Genomic DNA, 22,362 nt, shown 5'->3' on the forward strand with positions numbered 1-22,362 from the left:
CACCTTACTTGTTAAGAACAATCCTCGATTTCAAGCTTTCCTTCAGCGGCTGCGCCATCGGTTTGAGATGGGCCAGATGTCCTAGCTCTTTGAGCAGTATTTTGGCGGCGGTGGCGTTTTTCTTGACCATCTTGGTCATCAGCGCTTCTGTCAGCTTATCGTTGTATGTCCACTCTCTCCGCTCCTCGTCCCAGCGCATCAGATCATTGGCAAAAACCGAATTACGGGCCTCATCGTAAAATACCTCCGAGATACGGGACAACCGCTTCTTCCCGTTCGAAACGCTCTCTAGAATAAAGACCAGTTCACAGGCCTTCAGGGCAGAAATCAGATGTCCTTCCAGACTTCCCCCAATGCGAGTCGATACAGCAAAAGCCCCCTGATACGGAATATCTTCTGAATCAACTGTGTGAAACGTACCGGTGATGCCGTCATAACCCTTTTCGCCGCTCCAAAGATAGAACTCCCATTCGTTGTATCTCATCTCGGTCATGTAGACGATATTCGGGTCATGCCGCAGCGATTCCACGCCTACCTCCATCAATTCCTCATTAGCGGCCTGGATCGGAATAATCCGATGACCCTTGATCTGATACGGCAGAGTCGATTCCGGATGCTTCTCAATCATGACTACTCCCATACAAGAGGATGAACCGAGCAATTGCTCACCGACAATCGTATTGGCAAACGTTGTTTTACCCGAACCGACAGCGCCTGCGATGATTGTGTTGCGGAATGTCCCTGCCAATGCCCGAATCAACTCCACAGCCTCTGCCGGGATACATTCCGTGCCCGCCTGATCATCCAGATCAAGGAACTCCACAACCTGTCGTCTGAGCGAGATTGTTGTGAAGCCCTCCCAGACCCGCGGGGACACCCAAATTGCCAACCGGATGAAACGTCCGGGCCAGAGTGGATCGTCCATTTTAAACTCCACCGAAGGGTGATCCTTGTTCAGCTTTTTGTTAGGATCGCTCTTCAGTAAAGATCGCTTCAGCTGTTCCACCCGATCCAGAGAAGGCATCTCGTACGGATAAGGTACGAACTGTCCCTTGTGGTTATAAAAGATCTGTTTTCCAATCATCTGCAGTCCCGTAGACTCGCTATATGCCCGGTCGGTAAACCAGCGGTAGGCTGGACCAAAGCCCTTCCATTCGTGAAAAAGTGCCTCCGCAGCAGTCCGGTATGCCTCTGGCACCTGGCCTGTAAACGGTGTTTTGCGCAAATACTTCTCGATTTCATTCATGAAATAGCTGACTGCCTGAGGATCGCCAATCAGCGCCTTGGCATTGAGCTGGAAATAGTAATCATCCTCCCGCTCTAATCCTGCATTCATATCATTTTTCATTTTTTGCAGGAAAGCGTAGAAATCTTCTTTTCCTGGCTTGCTGCTGCGCATCACACTTCTTTTCAGAGAAAATGGCTCCTGAACACTAATCATGAGAACAATCCCTTCTTACGTGTCTCGGGTGCCAGTCCAAGGGCCACCAATAAGAAGCGCACCTTGTCATCGATCTGCTGAAGCTCTCTTTTGCCCAGTGGAAGATTATCCTGAAACGGCTGAACATATGGGAGTTCCAACATAATCTCGCTGCCGATCCGGTGCGCCAGGTTCTTCGGTGTCGTAATCTCTTCCAGATTGCTTCTGTTAATGATCAGTTGAAAATCCTGTGGTCCCAGATCCATATGCCCAGCCAACTCCAGCAAAGGTTCCAGCCTGTATTCGTGCTTGGGGTGAGTGACAATCAGTCGCAGCGTACTTTGATGCATCCCCACATACCAGGCGGCACTTTCCGGAATAGAGCCAAAATCAGCAATCACGAGATCGGCATTCTCCGCTGCCCGGGCCAAAAGATACTCGATCTCCTCTTCCTGATAATCCTGAGCACTCAAGTAATCGTAATTCCCCGGCAGATAGACATAACCATCCTGCTTGATCAATTGTTCGAAATCCTCGGCGTGCAGCATCTTGCCGGTAATTCTTGGACGCAGCCTGTCCAGGCTGATTGTTGTTTTCCGCTCAAACCCTGGATCATACAAATCAAGACCTAGTAAAATTACGCGTAAACCTGCCGTAGCAAGTCTCCAGGCAAACAGCTTAGCCGCGCTTGTGCAGCCGATTCCGGGCCCTGACCCGAAAAAACCGACTAAATTACCGCGCTTCTCCCCGTCCTCTTCCAGAAGAAAACGAATTTTCTCAATGATCGCTGAGGAGGTTGAACGAGGGGGAATAAAATGAACCCCCAGGCTTTCGCATAACATATGCACCGGCTGATAGCCGTGAATCCCCTTCTGCATATACACATAAAGAATCGTCGTTCCCGGGTACCTGTGGCGCAGCTCACGCAAAGTCTGTACCGGCACCTGCTCGCTGGTTGCGAGAAGCATGTGCCCCTCCGTATGGGGCGGATCAGGCAGCACATTTTGTGTCACGACGGTAAATCCTGAATTTTTAATATCATTGACAGTCAGTTGATCCATTCCAAAGCTAAAAATTTTCAAGTACGTTCTCCCCCTACTCTACCCGGACAATCCACAGCTTCTTGCCCTGCTCCAAATATTGGCCTAAGCGCCTGCCATCACTTTTCTTCAGTTTCAGTTCAGGTGACGCGACTTTCCCCGTCGATGTGAACCGATTATTCGTGTTGCCATGCTCTGAATCGAGCACATCATTGTTGTCCTCCGAGCGCACATAGTTCACTGTGGCTCCGGCTAGGAACAACGATGCTCCAGAATCAGGTAACTCCGTAGTCTCCCTACCGTCACTTGAGTTTCCTGGCGCGTTGTCTATACCATTGGCAGCGTTGCGATCTCTGACTGCACTAGTATTGCGAGAATCACCCTCGACCAGATAGATATCTACCTTGTCCCGGCTGCGCAACGAACCATTGATGGCATAAATCCCCTCCTTCGGAATAGGGAATATTCCTTCATCAGCCGTAGGCTCCAGCTCGCTGACATCAATCAAGTAATCCGTGAGAATACTTCCATTGGTTAAATTGACATTTGTGATTTTATGTTCAACTTTCCGGATATCTGTAATGACACCGGCGGGAATGTCCTTAGTTTGAACCGAATCCAGATACAGATCATTAGCGGTCAACTCATAATTTTTTGGTAAAAAATTTCCGTCTGCCACCTTTACCTTCACTACCGTCTGGGCCAGCACGTAAGGCTTGAAATATAGATCATAGCCAAGTAGCCCACCGAACCCTGTAATCAGAATAAGAAATGCGAAGAAATAATTTCGTTTTAGCAAATGCCTCCGCTGTAAAGACAAGCCTTCTGCCTCCTTCAAAATACTAATTTTGCCCACGACAAAATGCACTTTGGCATGGATAACCAAAATGCTGGTAAAATGCTTTTTTACCTGTAGGGAATTTAGAAAGTTATAAGATTATCTAAGAGGAATTACACTAGAGGACTCTGCGGAATGAACATTCCGGCTGATGAAGAATCCGGTGAACGCAGGGGTTGCAAGAGTTGCATCCTCGCCGCGTCCACCGAAAAGTTAGTTGTATTAGTTAAACACGACAGTCTTGTTGTTGTGCACAAGAATACGGTCTTCAATATGCCATTTAACGGCACGGGCCAGAACTACACGTTCGATCGTACGGCCAATTCGCTTCAGTTCATTCACATCGTCGCTGTGACTAACGCGCTGAACGTCCTGCTCAATAATCGGGCCGCCATCAAGCTCTTCAGTTACATAGTGAGCTGTAGCTCCGATAATTTTCACCCCGCGCTGATAAGCCTGTGCGTAAGGCTTGCCACCAACAAAGGCGGGCAGGAACGAATGGTGGATATTGATGATCTTGTGACGGAAATGCTCGATGAATGAAGGTGAAATGATCTGCATATAACGGGCCAGGATGATGACATCAATGTCGCCTCCGATGACTTCAAGCTGACGCTTCTCCGCTGCTGCCTTGGTCTCAGCAGTAACCGGGATATGATGGAATGGAATGCCGAAGGATTCCACATAAGACTGCATATCCGTGTGATTGCTGACCACGAGGGCAATTTCAGCATCCAGATCACCAGCCTGCCACTGCCAGAGCAACTCAACCAAACAGTGATCTTCTTTGGAAACAAAGATAGCCAGACGTTTCTTGTGACTCACCTGGAAGATTTGCCAGTCCATTTTGAACTTTTCAGCTACTGTACTGAACTGTGTACGAAGTTCTTCCAGCCGCTCCCCTAGCTTCGGAAGATCAAATTCTACTCTCATGAAGAACATGCCGCCATCCGGGTCCATTGTATATTGATCGGACTGAACAATGTTGGCGCCGTGCTGGTGTAGAAAATGTGATACTGCCGCCACAATTCCCGGACCATCCGGACAGGAAATAAGCATCCGCGCACGGTTCGGATATTGATGACTGCTTGAAAAATGATCTCTTTTTACATGTAATTCCATGTTCTGTGTTCCACCCTCTCGTCTACTTGCGCATGTCTAAAGTTTTGCTTAAGCGTTAACCAGAATTTGTTTGCCGGCAAGCCACGCGATTAAGCGTTGATTGATTCCTTCCTCACTGAGCGCAGGGAACAATCCGGCAGCCGTCACATGATCATACAAACGTTCCAGCGGTTCACGCGGGTCAGCCTTCTTGGCCTTGGCATCGTTCTTAAGCAGATTCCAGATATCGAGCACATACTGACGGGAGTCAATCTCCAGCTTGGCAAAGAAGCTATGCAGCTCCTCAACCTCCTGCAGGAACTCCGGTCCGAAACGCTCTGATACGTTGCCACGCAGCAGGGCAATCTCCACCTCATACATCGGCCGTTGTGTCTTGGCATCTTTGCCGATCCATGGTGTCTCCAGGATAAACGGAAGACCGGACAGCGCTTCATGATGTACCACCTTGTTGATGGTGTCGAAGCCAATAAAGCCCGAGCCAATCGGTGTGTGACGGTCTTTGCGCGCACCGCTAGGATTCTTACTATCGTTGATATGAATAACGCCTAGACGGTTCAAACCAACGATCTGATCGAACTGCTGCAACACCCCATCCAGATCGCTAACGATATCATAACCGGCATCATGAATGTGGCAGGTATCGAGACAAACAGTCAACCGTTCGTTGTGAACGACCTTGTCAATGATCGACGCAATCTCCTCGAAGCTGCGCCCGATCTCTGTACCCTTACCGGCCATGGTCTCCAGCGCGATATGGACTTCCGTCTCATTGGTACCGCTAAGCACCTCATTAAGACCGTCTGCAATCCGCTGAATACCATATTCCGGATCCTTGTCTGTATAAGCACCCGGATGCAGTACAATATTCTTGACGTCGAATGCATGTGTACGGCGAATTTCCTCCTGTAAAAAATCCACAGCCAACTGATACGTATTGTCCTTATACGAGGCCAAATTGATAATGTATGGAGCATGGACAACAATCTCCTCTACCCCATTGGCCTTCATAGCCAATTTTCCTTCCTCAGGGTACATCGCTTCAATCGGCTTGCGGCGCGTATTCTGCGGCGCTCCAGTATATATCATGAACGAGCTAGAACCGTACTCGTTGGCTTCCTTAGCAGCAGTCAGGAGACCCTTGTCCGAGCTGGACACATGTGAACCTATTTTCAGCATGCCTTTTTCCCTCTTTCCATCACGAATTAAACTATATTCTACCGTGAACGGGGGAATAAATCTAGGCAATACCCGCCGGCATTCCGACTTCGCAAAACTTGGTAAATACGCTATACTTTAGACCATAGACAAATTTGTGATAATAATCATTGTTAAAGGTGGTTAGGACATGTTTATCAAATCAGGGCTTGGAACGTTATCGGTAGCACCGAGCAATTGGTTTATGAACTCCATCGCTTTCTGGACCTTTCTTCTACTTGGCTCCATGTGTATCGGCGGCTACTTTATGTTTCGCAAATTTTTGAAAGTGCTTCCCAAAGCCGACGGGAAGTCCAAACTTGATTGGCAGAACTATTGGGTAGAACGCAGTCGGCCACTATGGGGCAACGAATCTAAGGCCTTTCTGGATCAACTCGTTCAGCCGGTGCCCGGACCCTTTCGGGATATCGCCAAACACTCCATTGCTGCCGAGATCGGCAAGATAGCTGTGGAGAGCAATGCCTCTGAAGTCACACGCGATCATTGCATTAAGGGATATATCGTTGCTACACCCCGGCGGGATAACCGTTTTCTCGTCAGCTTTCTTGAAAAGAACGGTATCGATTACTCCCCCTACAAACATTTGTTCAAGTAGCCCATCATACAGAATCCCGTGACATTCCGGACGGCCAAATGGAGGCATACAGTATGAAATACGTAATATGCGGCGGCACAGGCTTTATCGGAAGCAAACTTAAGGATTACTGGCTTCAGGCCGGTCATGAAGTATTGATCGTAGGCCGTAAGCTGCCTGAAGTAAAGTCATCTCATGCCAAGCTAAGTTATCATACCTGGGACGATCTTGCAGCCAATCCTCTCCCCGCCGAGAACAGCGACGCACTCATCAATCTTGCCGGCTCATCGCTAAGTCAGCGCTGGTCTCCTAAAGGAAAGCAGTCGATTATGCAGTCCCGTCTGGTCACCGTAGCGGCGGCAGCCAAGCTGCTGAATGTGCTGAAGCATCAGCCACTCGTGATCGTTCAAGCCTCAGCCGTGGCCATCTATGGTACATCCTTCAAGGATACTTTTGATGAATCTTCTCCCACCCATGTAATGGATTTTCCTTCAGAAGTCGTAAAAGCTTGGGAGGATGCTGCAGATGCGGCCTACCCCAATATTAGAATGGTCAAGCTCCGTATAGGAGTCGTACTCGGCAACGAAAGCGGAGCCTTTCCAATGATGAAGCTCCCTTACCTTCTAGGCGTTGGCGGCAGAATCGGTAGCGGCAAACAGTGGCTGTCCTGGATTCATCATGACGACATCGTGAAGTTAATCGACTTCTGTGTCCATACACCGGATATTTCCGGTCCAGTCAACGCTACAGCCCCGAGTCCGGTCACCAATGATCAATTCGGACGAACCATCGGCAAGGTGTATAAAAGACCGCACTGGTTTCCACTCCCGGCATTCCTCTTGAAGACAGCGGTAGGCGAACTTTCGGAGATTCTGCTGGAAGGCCAGCGAGTGCTCCCTTCCAAGGCGCTAATGCACGGATTCAGCTTCATTCATCCTACACTGGAATCTGCGCTACAAGATCTCAAAACCCGATAGAAGTACCGCAAATCAAGCAATCTTGAATCCAGGGACTACGCTGTGTGAAAGATATAATTGCCTTTAACAATAGTAAATACAGTTCCTTCCATGAGCGGATACTCTTTATATGGAATCATAGCTTCCCCCTGTAGCAATGTTCCGTTCCTGGAGTCAAGATCCTTAATAACATATCCGGTTGGACTTTTGAGTATTTCAGCATGAACTCGCGAGGTACCCTCGGACTTTTCTACATACTGGGCTACCTCTTCCGAACGTCCAATAATAAAGCTTGCTCGATCCAATTCGATCCGTTCTGTCGGACCGCTATTATTGTGATCACATCGTTCCAGATACGGGGCAGCACGTCTGTGCTTATCCATCGCCGCATTCTTCTCCGGTGCATTGTCCGGTGATAGCAAAACGGTTGCCGAGGACGGTAACGAGCCTGAAGCAGGGAAATCATTAGCAGAACCCTTCTGGTTGAGCCCTGATCGGCTGTTGCCCATCACTTGCCTGATTCTCAACGGTTCTACCTTTGACACCGGTGGCGATAAACCGGCGTTCACAGATTCCTTTGCAGAGTTCCTTCCAGAAATCCTTCCAAAATCCCTGTCTGGTTCCTTGAAGCTCATCCCCCGTACAATCTCTTCTGCGTCCGGCTCATCCTCGTCTTCCTTCTTGCCTAATTTGAGCTTTCCAGTCCACACCAGCCAGCATATAATCCCAAGAAACAACGTTAAGATTCCGCAAACTGCCAACCATAATGTTGTAGGATCACTCATATAAAGAAATTTCCACAGCAATGCATCACCTAGTAAACATCCAAGCACGATATATGTTCTGTATGGTGAGGAGACTTGCTGTGTTTCCTCTTCTTCCGTAAACCCTGAACTTGTGGCTTCCTGGCTCCGCTGAAAAGCGGAATAACCACCCGACCATGGAGCCGAAATAGGTTCTGCCGTCGCCCTCATGGAATCTTGCAGGCCTGCTTTCTTATCAGAACTACCTGTTGATGACCGTGACCTTAACGGCTCGTCAGATAGCCTGGAAGGCTCAGGCTCCTCAAGTCTCCGAAAAGGCAGGATATTGCTCTCCCTATCGATTGTCGGATACGGCTTAACCACCTCCCCCTCAGTCAGAAGCTCAGCCAGCAGTTTTTTTAGACGGGCAGGTGAGAAGTCCTCTTCTCCGCAGCATTGCAATAATCGCTGTACACCATCGCCCGCAAGCTCCTTCACTGAAGCCATAAGCGTCATAATTAGGGATCTAAAGCCTTGACCGGTTGAGATTACTTTCTCTGGACTTAGTAAAGGAACGTAGGTCAGATACACTTTTCCGGACTGCAACGAGCCTTCGACAAAAATATAATCCTCATGCAGCGCATACTGTTCAGCATTCAGCATATAAAGCCTGCCCTCTTCTATAGCTTGGGCCACCTGGAGCAACAGGCCAAAGAAAGACGTCATACTCAGTTTCTCGCCTTTCAATAGATGACTGAGCATTTTTTTGCGGGATAATCCATATTCCAGAGTGACTCTGAGGTCGATCTCTTTGAGCTGTAGCCACAAATGATGCGGAATTTCAGAATTCATAAGCATCCGGACTTGTACCATATTGAGCCGTTCTGCACGCAGCCCTTCGGAAACACCCAGCAACATGCTGATGCCATCCTTTTGCATGAAATCACGGGTCAAACCAAACAACAATGATCACCCCCAAGCCTCAATAATATAGATAAGCACATACAACAGCGGGTAGCACGGCCAGCATAAAAGGAAATTTCAGCAGATACCCGCCGCCTGATTTTGCTATGCCCAGATTGCGCAGCACTACAAAGCCCGCCACTGTTCCGAAAACTTTTCGCAACCGCATCCACGCTTCATCGCGCCGCAAGGCAATGATCCAACCGATGACCGCCCCGAACAAGATCGCATACATAATCACCTGCGCTGTGAAAATAAAGCCAGTCCAGGCCCCGATGCCGGCAAACAGCTTAACGTCCCCGGCTCCAACAGCCCCGATAAGATGCAAAAGCAACATCACTGCAAATCCCCCCGCAGCCCCGATGACTGACAATAAAAGACCGTGCCAACCATTCATGAGCGACTGAGCGAGTAGGCCTCCAAGCCATGCAGACACTGTAATTCGATTGGGTATCCGCATCGATCGTATATCTGTAACGAGTGCAGCCACCAAAAACGGAAGGCAGCCCCAAAAAGCCCAATCGGTCATTCCCTAGCCCCCTTTTTTACCATCCACAACTGTAAAATTAACTTCAAGGGACTGCCCGTCATCTGTCTGGATAACAAGCGTCCATGAACCTGGTGTCGTGTTAACGCCAATTTTCCATTCCCATTCGATATATCCGTCCTTGTCCGCCTGCTTCCAGCCCAAGTACTTCGCTTTGCTCAAGCCACTCTTATAAATGACCGTCAAGTTAGCGGAGGCGCCCGGTGGAATCTTGGCCCGAACCTTGCCCTGCTTGTTCACAACACCGGGGTCAGGCTTCTCCAGGATGATAATTGAATGCTCTTCTTTACCGCCCTCTTCCCCATCTCCATTACGCCCCTCACCAGTATCACCGATCCACAGACGTTCCACGGCACTGGCCTCCAGCACAATGTTTTGATTCAGAAAAGGAATCTTCATCGGCAGGTCATAACTTACCTCCACCCCAAAATAAGGCCGGGTCCCCTTCTTCAGATCGGGAATAATAACATTGGACACATGAATTCGTTCATACTCCAACATGTCACTGGCGAGATATGGCTTTATTAAAGGCTTTATGGCCAGGTCCAGTACACTCTGTGAAGCTTCCGACTGGAGCTTCTGCAATGGTCCTTCTCCCTTTTCTGCCGCGGCCAGGGCCCACTCATTCAGCGGAGGCGGCAGACCGTTCGCATAATCCTCACCCCATTCCATGAGCGAGAGACGAGGAATTCCCCAGGGTGAGCCTGTATCTTCTGGTTTGCCTCCCGAATTGCCTCCTTCAGGGTTCGTTTCACTTTCGCTGCCTTCATCCCATTTTTGAGCAGCCAGGGCTGCGGGATAGATATGGGTGGAGATGACCTTTACGGTGTCCGAGGCGGTGCTTTGTAAGGCGGTAGAGTATAGGCTCATCTGAATGATGAAGATCAGGAACAGAACGAATAACAAAAAAATAGGGAGAACCATTGCCGCTTCAACCACCATGCTACCCTCGTTCCTGTCACTACTTCTCCTTTTGAGCCATCGTCTCATTCACTTCACTCCCTTCGCCTAGTAAGCTGAATCAGCCTGTATCTTCCTGTAATAGACCTTTCCTTCCACATCCCCCGCAAGCACTCCACTGTAATTCAACAGCCGAACCACCCCCGGTAAAAACCACAGACGCAGGCCAAACCGAATATTGGCGGAAGCATAAGTATTTCTCTCAGCAGGATTGATGCCTGTATTGAGCCGAATTACAGCCAGCATACGTGATAACTGCGATTCGCCACTGCCATGCAGCATCAGGAACAGCCGCAGGTAATCACGATAAGTCAATTGAGCCGGTATAAACTCTGATAATGGGATCGAACCGTCCTTGCAAAGCTTCAGCATGTCTTGAATTGCCTGTTCAATACCGTACAATAGCGCAGCCGCCAGAACGGCCAGTGGATTGCCAATGCCCGCCTTTTTGACAAACCCCTCCATGGTGCGAATGGCCAGCCGCATGGCAAATATCTCACCGTAAGCGGCAGCAATGTTACCTGCAGGATTATGGAATCCGTACAGAATATACTCCAGTTCCTGGGCATGCGGGTCCATCTGTGCAGCAAGACGATCAACATCCGCGCCTTCCACTCCACTAGCCATAGAGGACAAAACCGAGACATCAAAATGCGGAAAATAAAGTGCCGTATATTCTGTTTGAAAAAGCCTGTCTCTTGCCCCTGTAAGGGCACTGGTCATAACATCGTATACTCCGTCCATATTCGTCATCGCAGAGCTTCCAGCAGCATATGGATCGTTTGAGGATTGCCCCTCTTTTCCGGCATCGTCCTGTCCCTTGTTTAGAGAAAGAATCTCCTCATAGTACTTCTGCAAAGTGTCGTACCGCTGCATTGCCTCTCCTGCCTGATCACTCAGCTGCCGGATTTTATCTATTATCTTCAGGGCATCACCCAGCTTGACCTTAGCCTCTTTCTCCCACTGCTTCCGCTGTTTATCTGAGCTTCGGTGTTCTTCAAGTGCAGCAAGCTCAGCCTCAATAAGGCTACCGCTGGCTCCATAGCTGCCCAGATAGTCCCCAACAGCTCGCGCAGCAGCTAAAACCGCCTCAATCATTCTTGAACCATTACTATATAGTCCGGAAGATTCAGCAAGGACAACTGGCAATGCAGCAGTTGCTGGTTCCAGCCATTCAAAGCCTTTCTTTTGAGCAGCCAGATGTTCCTCTATACCTGTAAAGTCAGCTTGATCAAGAATCAGAGAATCCTCCTGCTCACGAAGCTTACGTAGCGGATCGGAGTCTATTTCATCACCGCTGCCGTCTGGAATATCCCAGTCCCTTGCCCGGTCACGCTTATCGGAACCGCTGTTTCTGGACTGCTCCAGCACCGCCTTCATTTCATCGTTCAGTTCGCTTGCCCGTAGCAAAGCACTTTCAGCTTGTTCAATGAAGACATTGTGCTGTTCACGGAAAGCATCCATGACTTGCGGAATTCGCTGAATAACAAGAGCCGATTGCTGTGAATACCAGGATAACGGATATGTATATTTCGCAGACTCCTTGCTGTCACGGTTCATGTCCCACATATACTTGTAAACAAAATCATCATATTGCGCTGCTACATCTGCTGCCGTAGATACCCCACCAAGAGTGCTTGGTTGGAGGTTGTCTCCCGGTGGATTCATGACGAGTTGAAGCATTGCTCTGCCACATTCTGCAGCTTGCTTCCGTCGTTCTATCATCTGATCCAGTGCTTCCTCACGCTCATCATAAAGCGGCTGCAATGCACGGAGTACCTTGGTCACCTGCGAAGCCTCTGCCATCGCTCCAGACAAGGGCTTAAACTTCCCACCCAATTCCAGGGCAAAATCGATCGGCGCTTTGTATTTCATCTCTTCAACAATCTGACGGCGGAAAATATCATACTCTCCAAGCGGTCGACTCCATTCCACAGTGGAGCTCTCCACGCCCATCTGAATAAGATTAAAGGCGTCAGCCCGCCCGCTTTCGTGCAGATTATCATTGAGTACGCTGGATAACAGCATGTTTCCATCCGTTCCGCCTGAAGCGAATAAACCGTATTTCTCCCTCAGCTCTACATCATAAGCCGATAGCACGGAACGTATTCCTGCTCGGGCAAGACGTTCCCCCTGGGTGCTGGCGGCAGCAATCCGTGCATAATCAATCAGAACCGCATCGAACAGGAAGACAAAGGCTAACACCATGATCAAAAAGATGGATACCGAACCGTCTGTTCGAACAAACCACCCTCCTCTCCTCCGCTTCAAGCCGTGGTTAGAGCCGTTATACGCTCTCTTCATCCATGTCTTCCTTTCTTCATACCTGCTATTCTCCGGTTCCAGATCCAGCCCCATTCCCAGCCCATTCTCGTCACAGAACCTCAATATGATTGCTCAGTCTCACTTCTTGCCAAGCTTCATAAGCATTGCAGAGGCATCCTGCTTGTTCATAGGCTGCTGGGTCTCCCCACTTCCTTGACGTCCTTTAAACTTGGCGCCGTAATAACGCATCAGGTCTACAGTACGAATAAACTCAGCCGGTTCAGAAACGACAGATGTGGCTTGTATACTGGGACTGGCACCATCCGATAAAACATCGTCCAATACTGGCAAGTAGAGCAAACGCTTTAACTCCAGGCTCACTTTACGCCCAGTAAAGCCATACTTATAGCCCATCTCCCCTGGCATATTGGCTGGGATCATACGGGAAGCATTAGCCAACTTAAGGGCAGGCAATAGAGCTATATCTTCGTTTACCCCCGGAAGTTCAATCTGTGTACCACCACTTCCCCCCTCACCACCAAATAACGATGCAAGCAAACTATCCTCCCCGATACGCCAATACAATGAATCATATTCACCGGCAGCAACCGCTCCAGTCTTCTCTTTATGGCTATTGTCCCAATTAAAAGCCGTGCGTTCGGCAGAAGCCGAGCCCACCTGCAGTAGCATCGTCTTTTGATAACTGTACAGGCTGAAGAACAATAGCAGCATTGTAATGAACATAATAATGGGTAGCAGGAGGGAAGCCTCGATGGTGAAGCTTCCGCGATCATCCCTGAGCAACATCAATCAAATACTTCCTGACTCTTCTTGCCGGCTGTACTGATCAGCGACTTCACAACCTCGACAATTTCTTTTCTAAACACCAATACCACAGCAATCAATACCGCTATAATCAGAATCATCTCCAAGGTGCCAAGCCCTCCCTCGTCCTTCCAAAAGCTTTTCATCTTCCCCATAATCAACGACATTTCATCTTCCTCCTCTACATTTTGAGCATCATGATCGCCGGTGTTCCCACTAGCACAATAACGATTAAAAAGATCACTACCATCGGAAAAACCAGCTTCGAGGAAGCCTGCTCCCCGCGTGTCCGGCTGACCGCCTTCCGCTTATCCCACAGCATTCGTGACAGGTCGCGGAGCGCCAGCACAAAATCACTTCCACCCCTCCGGTAGTTCAGTAATACGGTTGTGGTGAATAGCGACACTTCCTGCACAGCACAGCGTTTGCTGAAATTCTCGAGCGACTGCTGAAAGGAATATCCGCTCTCCCATTCCCCTGTCATAGCTACTAACTCTTTATATAACGGGTGCTTCGTATTTTCTTTGCGGCTCTCCACACAACGCTGAATCGCCCGCTGCACGGTCTCACCGGCGCCGACCAGCAGTACCAAGCTATTCAACAGCTCAGGCAGCTCCAGTAAAATATTCTGCTCCCGCAACCGCACCTTTTTATGCAAATCACTCGCTAGAGCAACCGGCAATACAAGCGCCAACAAAGAACCCAGTACAATCCCCGTCTGTTCCCCAGTTAAAAGCGTCAGTGCGCTCCCACCTGCTGCCAGCAGCCAGCTATAGCTGAGCATTTCTCCCGCAAAGAGCAGCGTTCGTTCTGCGCTGTATCTGGTACCCTCAATCCGCTGAAGAGAACGTTGAATTTTGAACATTACCAACGGAAAACGACTACCGATGCCAAGTCTCTCTATCAACAGCATCATCGGTTCGCCAAGCCGTCTCAGCCTCAGTCCCTCCATGGGCAACGTGCGCAATCCGGCATATCGGTTGCCACTTTGCACACGTAGAACACACCAGAACACGATCAATAGAAGCAAGACCACACCAGATACCCATCTCATCTTTATCCATCCTTCACAACGGGATATTCATTATCTTGGAAGTCCACAGATAGCACAGAAACAACCCCGACAGTGCCAATGTAGATATAATCATCCCCAGCCCCGTATACATCGGCTGCATATAGTCACCAGCCGTCAGACTCATAAACATGATCATGGCCAGCGGAGAGATTAACAAAGCCTTAGCCTCGAATTTCTTCTGAGCAATACTGACGGCAATTTCCTGTTGGATATCCAGCTTCTCGCCAATAACTGTCGAGGTACGGCGGACCACCTCCACCAAATCACCACCCGTCCGCTTGCATACCGTGAACACATCTGCGAAGCGTTCAACATCCTCCAAGCCTGCCCGTGCACTAAAATCATGCAACGCTTCTTCCACCGGTTGTCCATTCTCCATACGCGCGCAGATTATGTTCAGCTCTGCAATCATATCGCCGCCCCCTTCGGGATCCAGCATGTGCAAATCTTGCACCGCTTCCCGAAAGGCATTCTCTACGGAGCGGCCTGCTGAGAGGGAAGAGGATAATGAGAAAAGTGTCTGCTTGAACTGTAGCGTGAGTCCCATCCGGCGACGGTTATGCAAATAATCCCGCAGCAGCCGCGGAGCATAGGCCCCGCCCGGTACCAGCACCAGCGCTATGAGCCCATGATGATAAAAGAGATAGCCGACTCCATACAGGAGCAAGCTCCCGATTAGGATTGCCGTGTTCTTTTGCCAAGAAGATAAGATGTAGACCTTGTAATCCGGCAGAACCGTCCTTCCCTCTACGCCAGATTTCCTGGTTTGTGACTTAGCAAGAGCCTGCTTGAAATTCCCGCTCTGAATCAAATCCTTTCTCACCCCTCCCTTACTCCCTCGGTATACTTCGATAGCGGATGCGTAGAGATACCCGACATTCTTAGTTTGCCGGTATGCAGCAGTGCATTACCGCAGGCCGTCAGACCTCCCTGAACCCGTCCGTCACGCTCCCCCACCTCCCGGAATTCATAGAGTCGATTGAGCTGTACCTCCCCATTCTTTAATCCATCGACCTCACAGATTTCCATCACCCGGCGGGAACGGTCACGTAACCGGGAGAGATGCACGAAGATATCAATCGCTGAACTGATCTGCTGCCGGACCACCGTAACTGGCAGTTCCGCCGCGCTTAGCACCATAGTCTCCATACGGCTAACCATATCGCGGGCGCTGTTTGAATGTCCCGTGGACAAGCTGCCGTCATGGCCAGTGTTCATCGCTTGCAGCATATCCAAGCATTCCGCGCCCCGCACCTCGCCAACGACAATTCGATTCGGCCTCATTCGCAGTGAAGAGCGGATCAGATCGCGGATCGTAATCTCGCCCTTGCCTTCCGTGTTGGCGTTTCGTGTCTCCAGAGATACTAGATTCGGAACGGTGACAATCTGTAGTTCCGCTGAATCCTCGATCGTAATGACACGCTCCTGCGGGGGAATGAATTGAGATAATGCGTTCAGGAATGTGGTTTTACCCGAACCCGTCCCTCCGCTGATAAAAATATTGTATTTGGCCTCAACCAAAGTCTGCAGCAGCTCCGCCGCTTCTTCACTAAGCGCCTCGCGCCGGACCAGTTCGTTCATGGTCATAGGCTTTTCCGGAAATTTGCGGATGGTCATCGCCGGACCTTTCAAGGCAACCGGTGGCAGAACAATATTGACGCGGGAACCATCCTTAAGTCTTGCATCCACAATCGGAGAAGAATCATTGACTACCCGGTTCACGCCGGAGACGATGCTCTGGATAATATCTTCCAGTCTGCTGCTGGATTCAAAAGCTAGCGGTAGACGGCGGATGACTCCCTCTTCTTCTATAAAAATATCGTTGTGGCTATTGATCATAATTTCTGTAATCGCCGGATTATCTACCAGGGGCTGAAGTACATCCAGCCCGCGGAAGGAGTCGAACAGCCGCTTTACCAGCTCATGCTTTTCCTGTGCTGTTAAGTAGCGAAGACTCTCCCGCTCCAGAATGGTCTGCTCAATATAGGCTGTAAGCTCTCGATTCCCAACAGATGAAGTAACATCCAGTCCAGCCCGGATATCACCGCGCAGCGCTCTGAATATCTCCTCATTCATAACCGGTGTTCCCTGTAAAAACTTGCGGCAGAGAAGGCTCTACGATCCCCCGGCACAGTTCCATAACTGCTTGCTGGAATTGGGGAGAATTGAGATACAGTTCCTCACGGTGCCGCAATGTCCAAGACGGAATATATGGAAGCACCGTATCCATGCTCAGCCCTTCAGGCAAGCCCCCTACTTCTATATCATCTGACCCAAAGTTTATGACAAACCGGCTCTTCTCAAGAATGTTCGGCGGCAGGCCGGAATGAGGTGCACTGCAATGCGACAGCCATCTAGCCGTCTTATGTATGCTCAGATCATCGTTGCGCATCACCCATAGCAGAATACTGCATCGCTGCAGCACCGCCTTGGCCCGCTCCTCTTCTATGCTCCCGGTATCGATGATGACAATATCATAACTACGAGTAACTATAAGCAGCTCCAGCAAGTCGAATGTATCCTGTGAAGTCATCTGGAGCATTTCTTTAAGATTGCCCACGGGTCTGAACGCATCGCTCTGCAGCTCCTCATGCCGAATGACATAACGTCTCAGTTCAGGTGTTCCAGCCTCTTCATCGTTCCGGCCAGCCTGTAGATCATAGAGCAGCCTTTCCAGCCCAGGAACATTCCCTTGCGGTGGGCGAAGGATCATACCACTGCTGTCCACACTTTCCAAATTGAGATAAAATACTGACAAACCCTGTTCTCCCAGCGCTTTCGCCATATTCAGGGCAATTGTCGTTTTTCCGCTGCTGCCACTGCAGGAAACCACACCTAGCAGCAAAGTTTCTTCTTTGGCCGACAACGACATGTCTGAACGCCTGACATCACATAATTGCAGTATTGATTCCAGCAAGGAAGGTAACGACTGGTACTTGGCAATGACTTCCCCGCCAGCCAAACTCTTATTACTGGTCCCATGATAGCTTCCAGGTCCTCCATCTTCACTCAGAACCGCCCAACGCACAGTGCTTCGTCCACTGACCAGCCAGGCTTCAATGAAGGCCGCATCCCCGACAACAGCGTCTGGCACATCATCACCCTGTATAAATTCTGCAAAAGCCTCAATCCGACTGAACGCCGTAATCCGCAGCAGATCGCTATACCGGCTATGATGAAGATAATGCAGCAACGGTTCAATGTATTGACTCTCCCGCACGGCCAGTACAATCCTTGCCGCCATGCCATCACTCTCCTTTCTCTAAAAAAAGACAGCAAAAAAGCACCGCCAAAAACCGTGAAATACGGTTAATGAACGGTGCTTCCGTTACTATCCTTTAATTTACAGCTATAGTAGCATATATATAAACAGGCGGCAATCCTTTTTTTCACAAATCAGTTACAGAAATCTCTTCCGAATCTCCGGCGTCGGGAGCAGGCACTGCTCATCACGTCCGAACCAGCGGTAGCGATTGCGTGCCACATAACGATAAAGGATATCGCGCAGAGGTCTCGGCACAAGGGTGAACACGTAAGCCAGTGGCCATGGAAAACGAAGCCCACGAGCAATCCGTAGCGCCGCAGCTGACTCTGTATAATACCTCCCGTTCTCCACCAGCACGACGGTATCCAACTTCCCTGGTTCAATGCCTCCATCACGGAGCAGCTGAGCAGCGATTTCACTTTGCAGGGGAGCGAATACAAATCTCGAATTCGGATCACGAGGAATAATAAAGCGGACCAGTCCCTGGCAGAGATGGCATACACCATCCATAAGTACCACCGATTTATCGTGCAGCCTTGCATCAGTCAACTTTGTCGCAGGCCGACCTACAGAATTCTCTTGCTCACCCATAATCCACGCACCTCTCCCCCATTTTTTCCAATAAATTCTGTTAAAAAGCAAACAAAAACGCGGAAAAAAGCTTCCGCGCCATCTAAGTTCCGTTCATTTAATTATTCAGCAATGGCCTTCTCAATCCACTGATTATCGCCAATCATTTGCTCTTCGAAATCAGCAGTAAATGCATCCATACATTTGCAGATGAAATCTTTGCGACAAATTGGACATGGCGTTTTCAACAGGCGGCTGATGTTCGTCATTTTCCATTCCGGAAACCGATGATAAAACGCGCGGCACTCCGTTCCGTCAGCAAGCTTGATAATGAACTCGTACAATCCTTCCTTATCATTGCTGCTGGCCTTGGTCACATTCGTAATATTCGGTCTGTAAGACATCTTCATCACCCATTATTTAAATTTTTGTTGGTTATTTGCACACGCGACATATTCAGATACTTAGACATATTAAAGAATTTTAAGGGGGATGTCAACCAAAGTACGCACCGCTGGATCTCTTTCACTGTCCATAATCCCTATTTAGATAGGATTGCCATAAAAATCGCCCTTCACCCTCATCTTTTAAAATAGTAAAAAAGACCCGCTGTACAAGCCGGGCCTTACCTGTGCATAAGCTATAATCATGACGCTGCGCTCTATGTTTTATACCACATTTAGCTCCACTTCAATATTGCCTCTGGTAGCTTTGGAGTACGGACAGAAGTCATGAGCTTTCTTCGCCAGATCCTCCGCCTGAGCCTTATCAATCCCGGGGATTTTCACATCCAGACGTACAGCCAGTTTGAAGCCGCCGTCACTATCATCCTTGCCAATCATTACATTGGAGGTCACTTCCACCTCTTGGAGCTTGACGCCTTCCTTCCGGGCGATATTCGCCAACGCACTTTCGTAACAGGCGCCGTAGCCTGCCGCGAATAATTGCTCCGGATTGGTGCCCGAGCCGCCGGGACCACCTAATTCTTTTGGCATACTCAAATTGTGTTTCAGCGCGCCGTCAGAGGATTCGAACGAGCCTTCCCGGCCACCATGTACTGTTGCTGTTGCTGTATACAATGCTTTCATCACTCATCTTCTCCTTTAACCGCTGTATTTGTTGCAACCTTACACCCTAACTTTAAACCATGGGCATAATTTGAAACCAATTGTCACAGATCGCTTACCATCAACATTTGACTCTGAATATAAATAGTGTACAATTAAATTGACATAAATATTTATAGGTTTAAAATTAGGAGGCGTTATCCATGAGCATTTATGATTTTGAAGCCCAAACCCTGCGCGGAGAAGAAGAATCCCTCTCCAAGTACAAAGGCAAGGTACTGCTCGTCGTGAATACAGCCAGCAAGTGCGGCTTTACCCCCCAGTTTAAAGGTCTCCAGGAAGTGTATGAAAAATACAAGGATCATGGATTTGAGATACTCGGTTTCCCAAGCAACCAGTTTGCAGGTCAAGAGCCGGGCGAGAGTGATGAAATTGCAGAGTTCTGTGAAATCAATTATGGTGTGACCTTCCCGATGTATGAGAAAGTGGATGTAAAGGGCGATGAAGCCCATCCGTTGTTCAAGTATTTGTCCGCAGAAGCACCGGGAGTGCTTGGCTCGAAGAGCATTAAGTGGAATTTTACCAAGTTTCTTGTTGACCAGGATGGCCGCGTCCTGAAACGGTTTGCCCCGAAGACAACACCGGACCAGATCGAGGCAGAAATCAAACAATTGCTCAAATAATACTTTTTTCCAGATAGCAAAAAAGGATACTCACCCCACTGCAGCTTTACACTGCGATGGAGGAGTATCCTTTTTTAGATGAAGCCTGTTCTTTAAATCTGAATTACCACTGGAACAGAACAGCTATGATCCCGAGCAATGCCGGCAATGCCTGCACGTACAGAATCGTTTTCTTGGCTGTAAGGCTGCCGACGATCCCGGCAATTAGCACACACGCCAGGAAGAACAATTGAATATGACGTCCTACCTCATCCCCTGGATACAACAGACCCCAGATCAAACCGGCGGCTAGAAACCCGTTGTAGAAGCCCTGGTTGAACGCCAGCGATTTTGTAGCTTTGGCATCCTGCTCTGTCAGGCCGAAAGTCTTCATCCCCTTGGGCGTAGCCCACAGGAAACATTCCAGATACAAAATATAAATATGTATAACCGCAACCAGACCCACCAGAATCGTACTTATAATCACAACTTTCCACCTCCAAATTTATGCTACCTGATATTAACAAAAAAAAGCCTTGCTGCGCAAGGCTTTCTTCATCTTACAATATATGCGGTAGAGAGGACTCGAACCTCCACGGGTATACACCCACTACCCCCTCAAGATAGCGTGTCTGCCATTCCACCACTACCGCGCGGTGTGTACAACGTAATGCATTGTTCTGAGGTCAACATTCAATATTATAATCTCTTTATCCTCAAATGTAAAGATGTTCACTCAAGAATTTTCTTCCGCTGCTTTGCGTCTCCGATATTCGGTAAAAGCAAGGTATTCCTTGATGAATATTTTCTCATCCGGCAGCAACTCAGTGTGGCAATTCAATTGCCGTATTTGCTCAAAAAAATAATCCTCGCTGCTCTCACGCACCATTTCCGGTGCAGCTTTGCCAAGAATCAGCCAATCCAGACTTACTTGAAAGTATGCCCCAATCTCGATAAGTTTATGAGTGCCAGGGGTAGACTTGCCGCGCTTCCAGTCGCCCATATTCCCCGTGCTGATCCCCAGTTCCTCACAAAACGACTTCTTCGTCATCCCTTTTTGTTTGATCAAGTACTCAATACGCTCGTATATGGACTGCATTTGCTGACCGCCTTCCACCTTGATAAATAATCACTTATTTAAGTTATTTTTATTGAAAATGACGTAAAAAAGTATATAATTAACTATTATTATGTCTTATTCCATTATATCATACAGCTGGAATATCGATAAAGAGGTGAGATAGATGAACAACAAGCATCCCATAACGCCTTACGGTTGGACGATCAAGCAGCGTCTGACGGAACTCAGACTTGATCAGAAGGACTTCTGTCGAATCAATGACATCCCTCCCTACCGCCTATCCAATTTGATCCACGGAACACGCAGGGCCGAGCGGTACCGGCGCCAGATTGAGAAGCTACTGGACCTGCCGCCATCCTAGCAACGGACCCATTTGGGATCACAAGGAGCGAAAACCTTTGTCACAAAGCCTATCCCCTTCAGCTACACAATCCATCGACACTGTCCCCCACAATGCGCTGGTCATTGACCGGCATGGCACCATCCTGTCACTCAATAACCGCTGGCGCGCCTGCTGCAAGGAATACAGTCTCCCTTCACAGCTTGCAAAGGTGGGAAGCAATTATTTGGAGCTGCTACCAGAATGGGTTGTGGAGCCCACTCTTTTGCACAACGTCTTAAAATCTACGCTGGGCGGAGAACGCCTTGTAGCCAGTACTGATTGTACTATACTATGTATCTCCAAAGGCAGACGGGTATTCCGGTTTGAGGCGTTTCCCCTCCTGCCAGCTCCTTCTCCCGAAAAAGCAATGTGGGCCATCGCTCACCAGGATGCCGGGCCGGTTGTCGAAGGACACCATATCCAGCCTTTGACCGCTCACCTTTCTACAATGAAGCAAACCTTCAAGTTCATCCCCATCTGCGCGTCCTGCAAGTCCATTCGCAACAATCAGGAGGAGTGGCTAACCATAGAACGTTTTTTGCAGATGCAGCTCCATGTACAATTCACACACGATATCTGCCCAGAGTGCATTAGGCAGCTGTATCCCCAATACGCCGATGCTTTTAAAGAAACCTCAGGACAACCATAAATTCAAAAAAGGTAAGAATTTCTCTGCGAAAGCAAAGAAGTTCTTACCTTTTATCTATGCGGTAGAGAGGACTCGAACCTCCACGGGTATACACCCACTACCCCCTCAAGATAGCGTGTCTGCCATTCCACCACTACCGCATA

25 protein-coding genes and 2 tRNA genes are annotated in these 22,362 nt (G+C 49.0%); 5 read left to right on the forward strand and 22 right to left on the reverse strand.

What is annotated here, in order from left to right:
* Nucleotides 1-4: 4 nt before the first annotated feature.
* The 5 genes from ACFVU8_RS16505 to ACFVU8_RS16525 all read right to left on the reverse strand — a co-directional run bounded on the left by ACFVU8_RS16505 (nucleotide 5) and on the right by ACFVU8_RS16525 (nucleotide 5,596).
* The gene (locus tag ACFVU8_RS16505; RefSeq protein WP_387428524.1) at nucleotides 5-1,441 is read right to left on the reverse strand and encodes an ATPase, T2SS/T4P/T4SS family; all 1,437 of its coding nucleotides are present in this window, start codon (nucleotides 1,439-1,441) and stop codon (nucleotides 5-7) included.
* Entirely contained in the window at nucleotides 1,438-2,502 is a 1,065-nt protein-coding gene (locus tag ACFVU8_RS16510; RefSeq protein WP_387428527.1) for a CpaE/TadZ family protein, read from the reverse strand. The genes ACFVU8_RS16505 and ACFVU8_RS16510 overlap by 4 nt, the downstream gene beginning before the upstream one ends.
* A gap of 13 nt (nucleotides 2,503-2,515) precedes the next feature.
* Nucleotides 2,516-3,280 carry a CpaB family protein gene (locus ACFVU8_RS16515; protein ID WP_387428529.1) on the reverse strand — a complete coding sequence of 255 codons (765 nt, stop codon included), beginning with the start codon at nucleotides 3,278-3,280 and terminating at the stop codon, nucleotides 2,516-2,518.
* 240 nt (nucleotides 3,281-3,520) lie between these two features.
* Entirely contained in the window at nucleotides 3,521-4,420 is a 900-nt protein-coding gene (gene purU / locus ACFVU8_RS16520) for a formyltetrahydrofolate deformylase (protein WP_387428532.1), read from the reverse strand.
* A gap of 48 nt (nucleotides 4,421-4,468) precedes the next feature.
* Entirely contained in the window at nucleotides 4,469-5,596 is a 1,128-nt protein-coding gene (locus ACFVU8_RS16525; protein ID WP_387428534.1) for a deoxyribonuclease IV, read from the reverse strand.
* A 169-nt stretch (nucleotides 5,597-5,765) separates the two neighbouring features.
* Here ACFVU8_RS16525 and ACFVU8_RS16530 point away from each other — a divergent pair, with 169 nt between their 5' ends.
* On the forward strand, nucleotides 5,766-6,230 hold the full coding sequence (locus ACFVU8_RS16530) for a DUF2621 domain-containing protein (RefSeq protein WP_387428537.1): 465 nt from the start codon (nucleotides 5,766-5,768) through the stop codon (nucleotides 6,228-6,230).
* Between the two features lie 53 nt (nucleotides 6,231-6,283).
* Nucleotides 6,284-7,186: a TIGR01777 family oxidoreductase gene (locus ACFVU8_RS16535; RefSeq protein ID WP_387428540.1), complete on the forward strand. Its 903-nt coding sequence runs from the start codon at nucleotides 6,284-6,286 to the stop codon at nucleotides 7,184-7,186.
* A gap of 35 nt (nucleotides 7,187-7,221) precedes the next feature.
* On the opposite strand, the gene ACFVU8_RS16540 is transcribed toward ACFVU8_RS16535, so the two are convergent.
* From ACFVU8_RS16540 to ACFVU8_RS16600, 13 genes are all read right to left on the reverse strand, one after another.
* A complete protein-coding gene (locus tag ACFVU8_RS16540; protein ID WP_387428543.1) occupies nucleotides 7,222-8,871 on the reverse strand; it encodes a DUF6382 domain-containing protein in 1,650 nt (549 codons plus the stop codon).
* Between the two features lie 19 nt (nucleotides 8,872-8,890).
* Complete coding sequence (locus ACFVU8_RS16545; RefSeq protein ID WP_387428546.1) at nucleotides 8,891-9,400, reverse strand: A24 family peptidase; 510 nt, start codon at nucleotides 9,398-9,400, stop codon at nucleotides 8,891-8,893.
* Between the two features lie 3 nt (nucleotides 9,401-9,403).
* Nucleotides 9,404-10,408, reverse strand: a complete 1,005-nt coding sequence (locus ACFVU8_RS16550; RefSeq protein WP_387428549.1) for a TadE/TadG family type IV pilus assembly protein — start codon at nucleotides 10,406-10,408, stop codon at nucleotides 9,404-9,406.
* 18 nt (nucleotides 10,409-10,426) lie between these two features.
* Nucleotides 10,427-12,682 carry a hypothetical protein gene (locus ACFVU8_RS16555; RefSeq protein ID WP_387428551.1) on the reverse strand — a complete coding sequence of 752 codons (2,256 nt, stop codon included), beginning with the start codon at nucleotides 12,680-12,682 and terminating at the stop codon, nucleotides 10,427-10,429.
* A 99-nt stretch (nucleotides 12,683-12,781) separates the two neighbouring features.
* Entirely contained in the window at nucleotides 12,782-13,450 is a 669-nt protein-coding gene (locus ACFVU8_RS16560; protein WP_387428783.1) for a TadE/TadG family type IV pilus assembly protein, read from the reverse strand.
* The gene (locus ACFVU8_RS16565) at nucleotides 13,450-13,635 is read right to left on the reverse strand and encodes a Flp1 family type IVb pilin (RefSeq protein ID WP_066373036.1); all 186 of its coding nucleotides are present in this window, start codon (nucleotides 13,633-13,635) and stop codon (nucleotides 13,450-13,452) included. The genes ACFVU8_RS16560 and ACFVU8_RS16565 overlap by 1 nt, the downstream gene beginning before the upstream one ends.
* A gap of 14 nt (nucleotides 13,636-13,649) precedes the next feature.
* On the reverse strand, nucleotides 13,650-14,522 hold the full coding sequence (locus tag ACFVU8_RS16570) for a type II secretion system F family protein (protein ID WP_387428553.1): 873 nt from the start codon (nucleotides 14,520-14,522) through the stop codon (nucleotides 13,650-13,652).
* A 13-nt stretch (nucleotides 14,523-14,535) separates the two neighbouring features.
* The gene (locus tag ACFVU8_RS16575; RefSeq protein WP_387428556.1) at nucleotides 14,536-15,366 is read right to left on the reverse strand and encodes a type II secretion system F family protein; all 831 of its coding nucleotides are present in this window, start codon (nucleotides 15,364-15,366) and stop codon (nucleotides 14,536-14,538) included.
* On the reverse strand, nucleotides 15,363-16,619 hold the full coding sequence (locus ACFVU8_RS16580; RefSeq protein ID WP_387428558.1) for a TadA family conjugal transfer-associated ATPase: 1,257 nt from the start codon (nucleotides 16,617-16,619) through the stop codon (nucleotides 15,363-15,365). Before ACFVU8_RS16580 ends, ACFVU8_RS16575 begins: the two co-directional genes overlap by 4 nt.
* Nucleotides 16,612-17,787, reverse strand: a complete 1,176-nt coding sequence (locus tag ACFVU8_RS16585) for a CpaE/TadZ family protein (protein WP_387428561.1) — start codon at nucleotides 17,785-17,787, stop codon at nucleotides 16,612-16,614. The genes ACFVU8_RS16580 and ACFVU8_RS16585 overlap by 8 nt, the downstream gene beginning before the upstream one ends.
* 156 nt (nucleotides 17,788-17,943) lie before the next feature.
* Nucleotides 17,944-18,318 carry a thiol-disulfide oxidoreductase DCC family protein gene (locus ACFVU8_RS16590; protein ID WP_387428786.1) on the reverse strand — a complete coding sequence of 125 codons (375 nt, stop codon included), beginning with the start codon at nucleotides 18,316-18,318 and terminating at the stop codon, nucleotides 17,944-17,946.
* Nucleotides 18,319-18,500: 182 nt separating this feature from the next.
* A complete protein-coding gene (locus ACFVU8_RS16595; protein ID WP_066373018.1) occupies nucleotides 18,501-18,782 on the reverse strand; it encodes a hypothetical protein in 282 nt (93 codons plus the stop codon).
* 264 nt (nucleotides 18,783-19,046) lie between these two features.
* On the reverse strand, nucleotides 19,047-19,466 hold the full coding sequence (locus tag ACFVU8_RS16600; RefSeq protein ID WP_175370614.1) for an organic hydroperoxide resistance protein: 420 nt from the start codon (nucleotides 19,464-19,466) through the stop codon (nucleotides 19,047-19,049).
* 182 nt (nucleotides 19,467-19,648) lie between these two features.
* On the opposite strand from ACFVU8_RS16600, the gene ACFVU8_RS16605 reads away from it, so the two are divergent.
* Complete coding sequence (locus ACFVU8_RS16605; protein ID WP_175370613.1) at nucleotides 19,649-20,128, forward strand: glutathione peroxidase; 480 nt, start codon at nucleotides 19,649-19,651, stop codon at nucleotides 20,126-20,128.
* Between the two features lie 103 nt (nucleotides 20,129-20,231).
* On the opposite strand, the gene ACFVU8_RS16610 is transcribed toward ACFVU8_RS16605, so the two are convergent.
* From ACFVU8_RS16610 to ACFVU8_RS16620, 3 genes are all read right to left on the reverse strand, one after another.
* The gene (locus tag ACFVU8_RS16610) at nucleotides 20,232-20,591 is read right to left on the reverse strand and encodes a DUF1304 domain-containing protein (RefSeq protein WP_312876308.1); all 360 of its coding nucleotides are present in this window, start codon (nucleotides 20,589-20,591) and stop codon (nucleotides 20,232-20,234) included.
* 86 nt (nucleotides 20,592-20,677) lie between these two features.
* Nucleotides 20,678-20,760, reverse strand: a tRNA-Leu gene (locus tag ACFVU8_RS16615).
* Nucleotides 20,761-20,843: 83 nt separating this feature from the next.
* Complete coding sequence (locus ACFVU8_RS16620; RefSeq protein ID WP_379465480.1) at nucleotides 20,844-21,206, reverse strand: helix-turn-helix domain-containing protein; 363 nt, start codon at nucleotides 21,204-21,206, stop codon at nucleotides 20,844-20,846.
* Between the two features lie 145 nt (nucleotides 21,207-21,351).
* On the opposite strand from ACFVU8_RS16620, the gene ACFVU8_RS16625 reads away from it, so the two are divergent.
* Together ACFVU8_RS16625 and ACFVU8_RS16630 are read left to right on the forward strand one after the other, a co-directional pair.
* Nucleotides 21,352-21,549, forward strand: a complete 198-nt coding sequence (locus ACFVU8_RS16625) for an XRE family transcriptional regulator (protein WP_379465481.1) — start codon at nucleotides 21,352-21,354, stop codon at nucleotides 21,547-21,549.
* Nucleotides 21,550-21,586: 37 nt separating this feature from the next.
* Complete coding sequence (locus ACFVU8_RS16630) at nucleotides 21,587-22,219, forward strand: hypothetical protein (RefSeq protein WP_387428563.1); 633 nt, start codon at nucleotides 21,587-21,589, stop codon at nucleotides 22,217-22,219.
* 57 nt (nucleotides 22,220-22,276) lie between these two features.
* Here ACFVU8_RS16630 and ACFVU8_RS16635 read toward each other — a convergent pair.
* Nucleotides 22,277-22,359 (reverse strand) — tRNA-Leu (locus tag ACFVU8_RS16635).
* Nucleotides 22,360-22,362: the final 3 nt, after the last annotated feature.

Origin of the sequence: Paenibacillus sp. NPDC058177, from assembly GCF_042883835.1 — a bacterium.
GTDB classification, from domain to species: domain Bacteria; phylum Bacillota; class Bacilli; order Paenibacillales; family Paenibacillaceae; genus Paenibacillus_AQ; species Paenibacillus_AQ agri.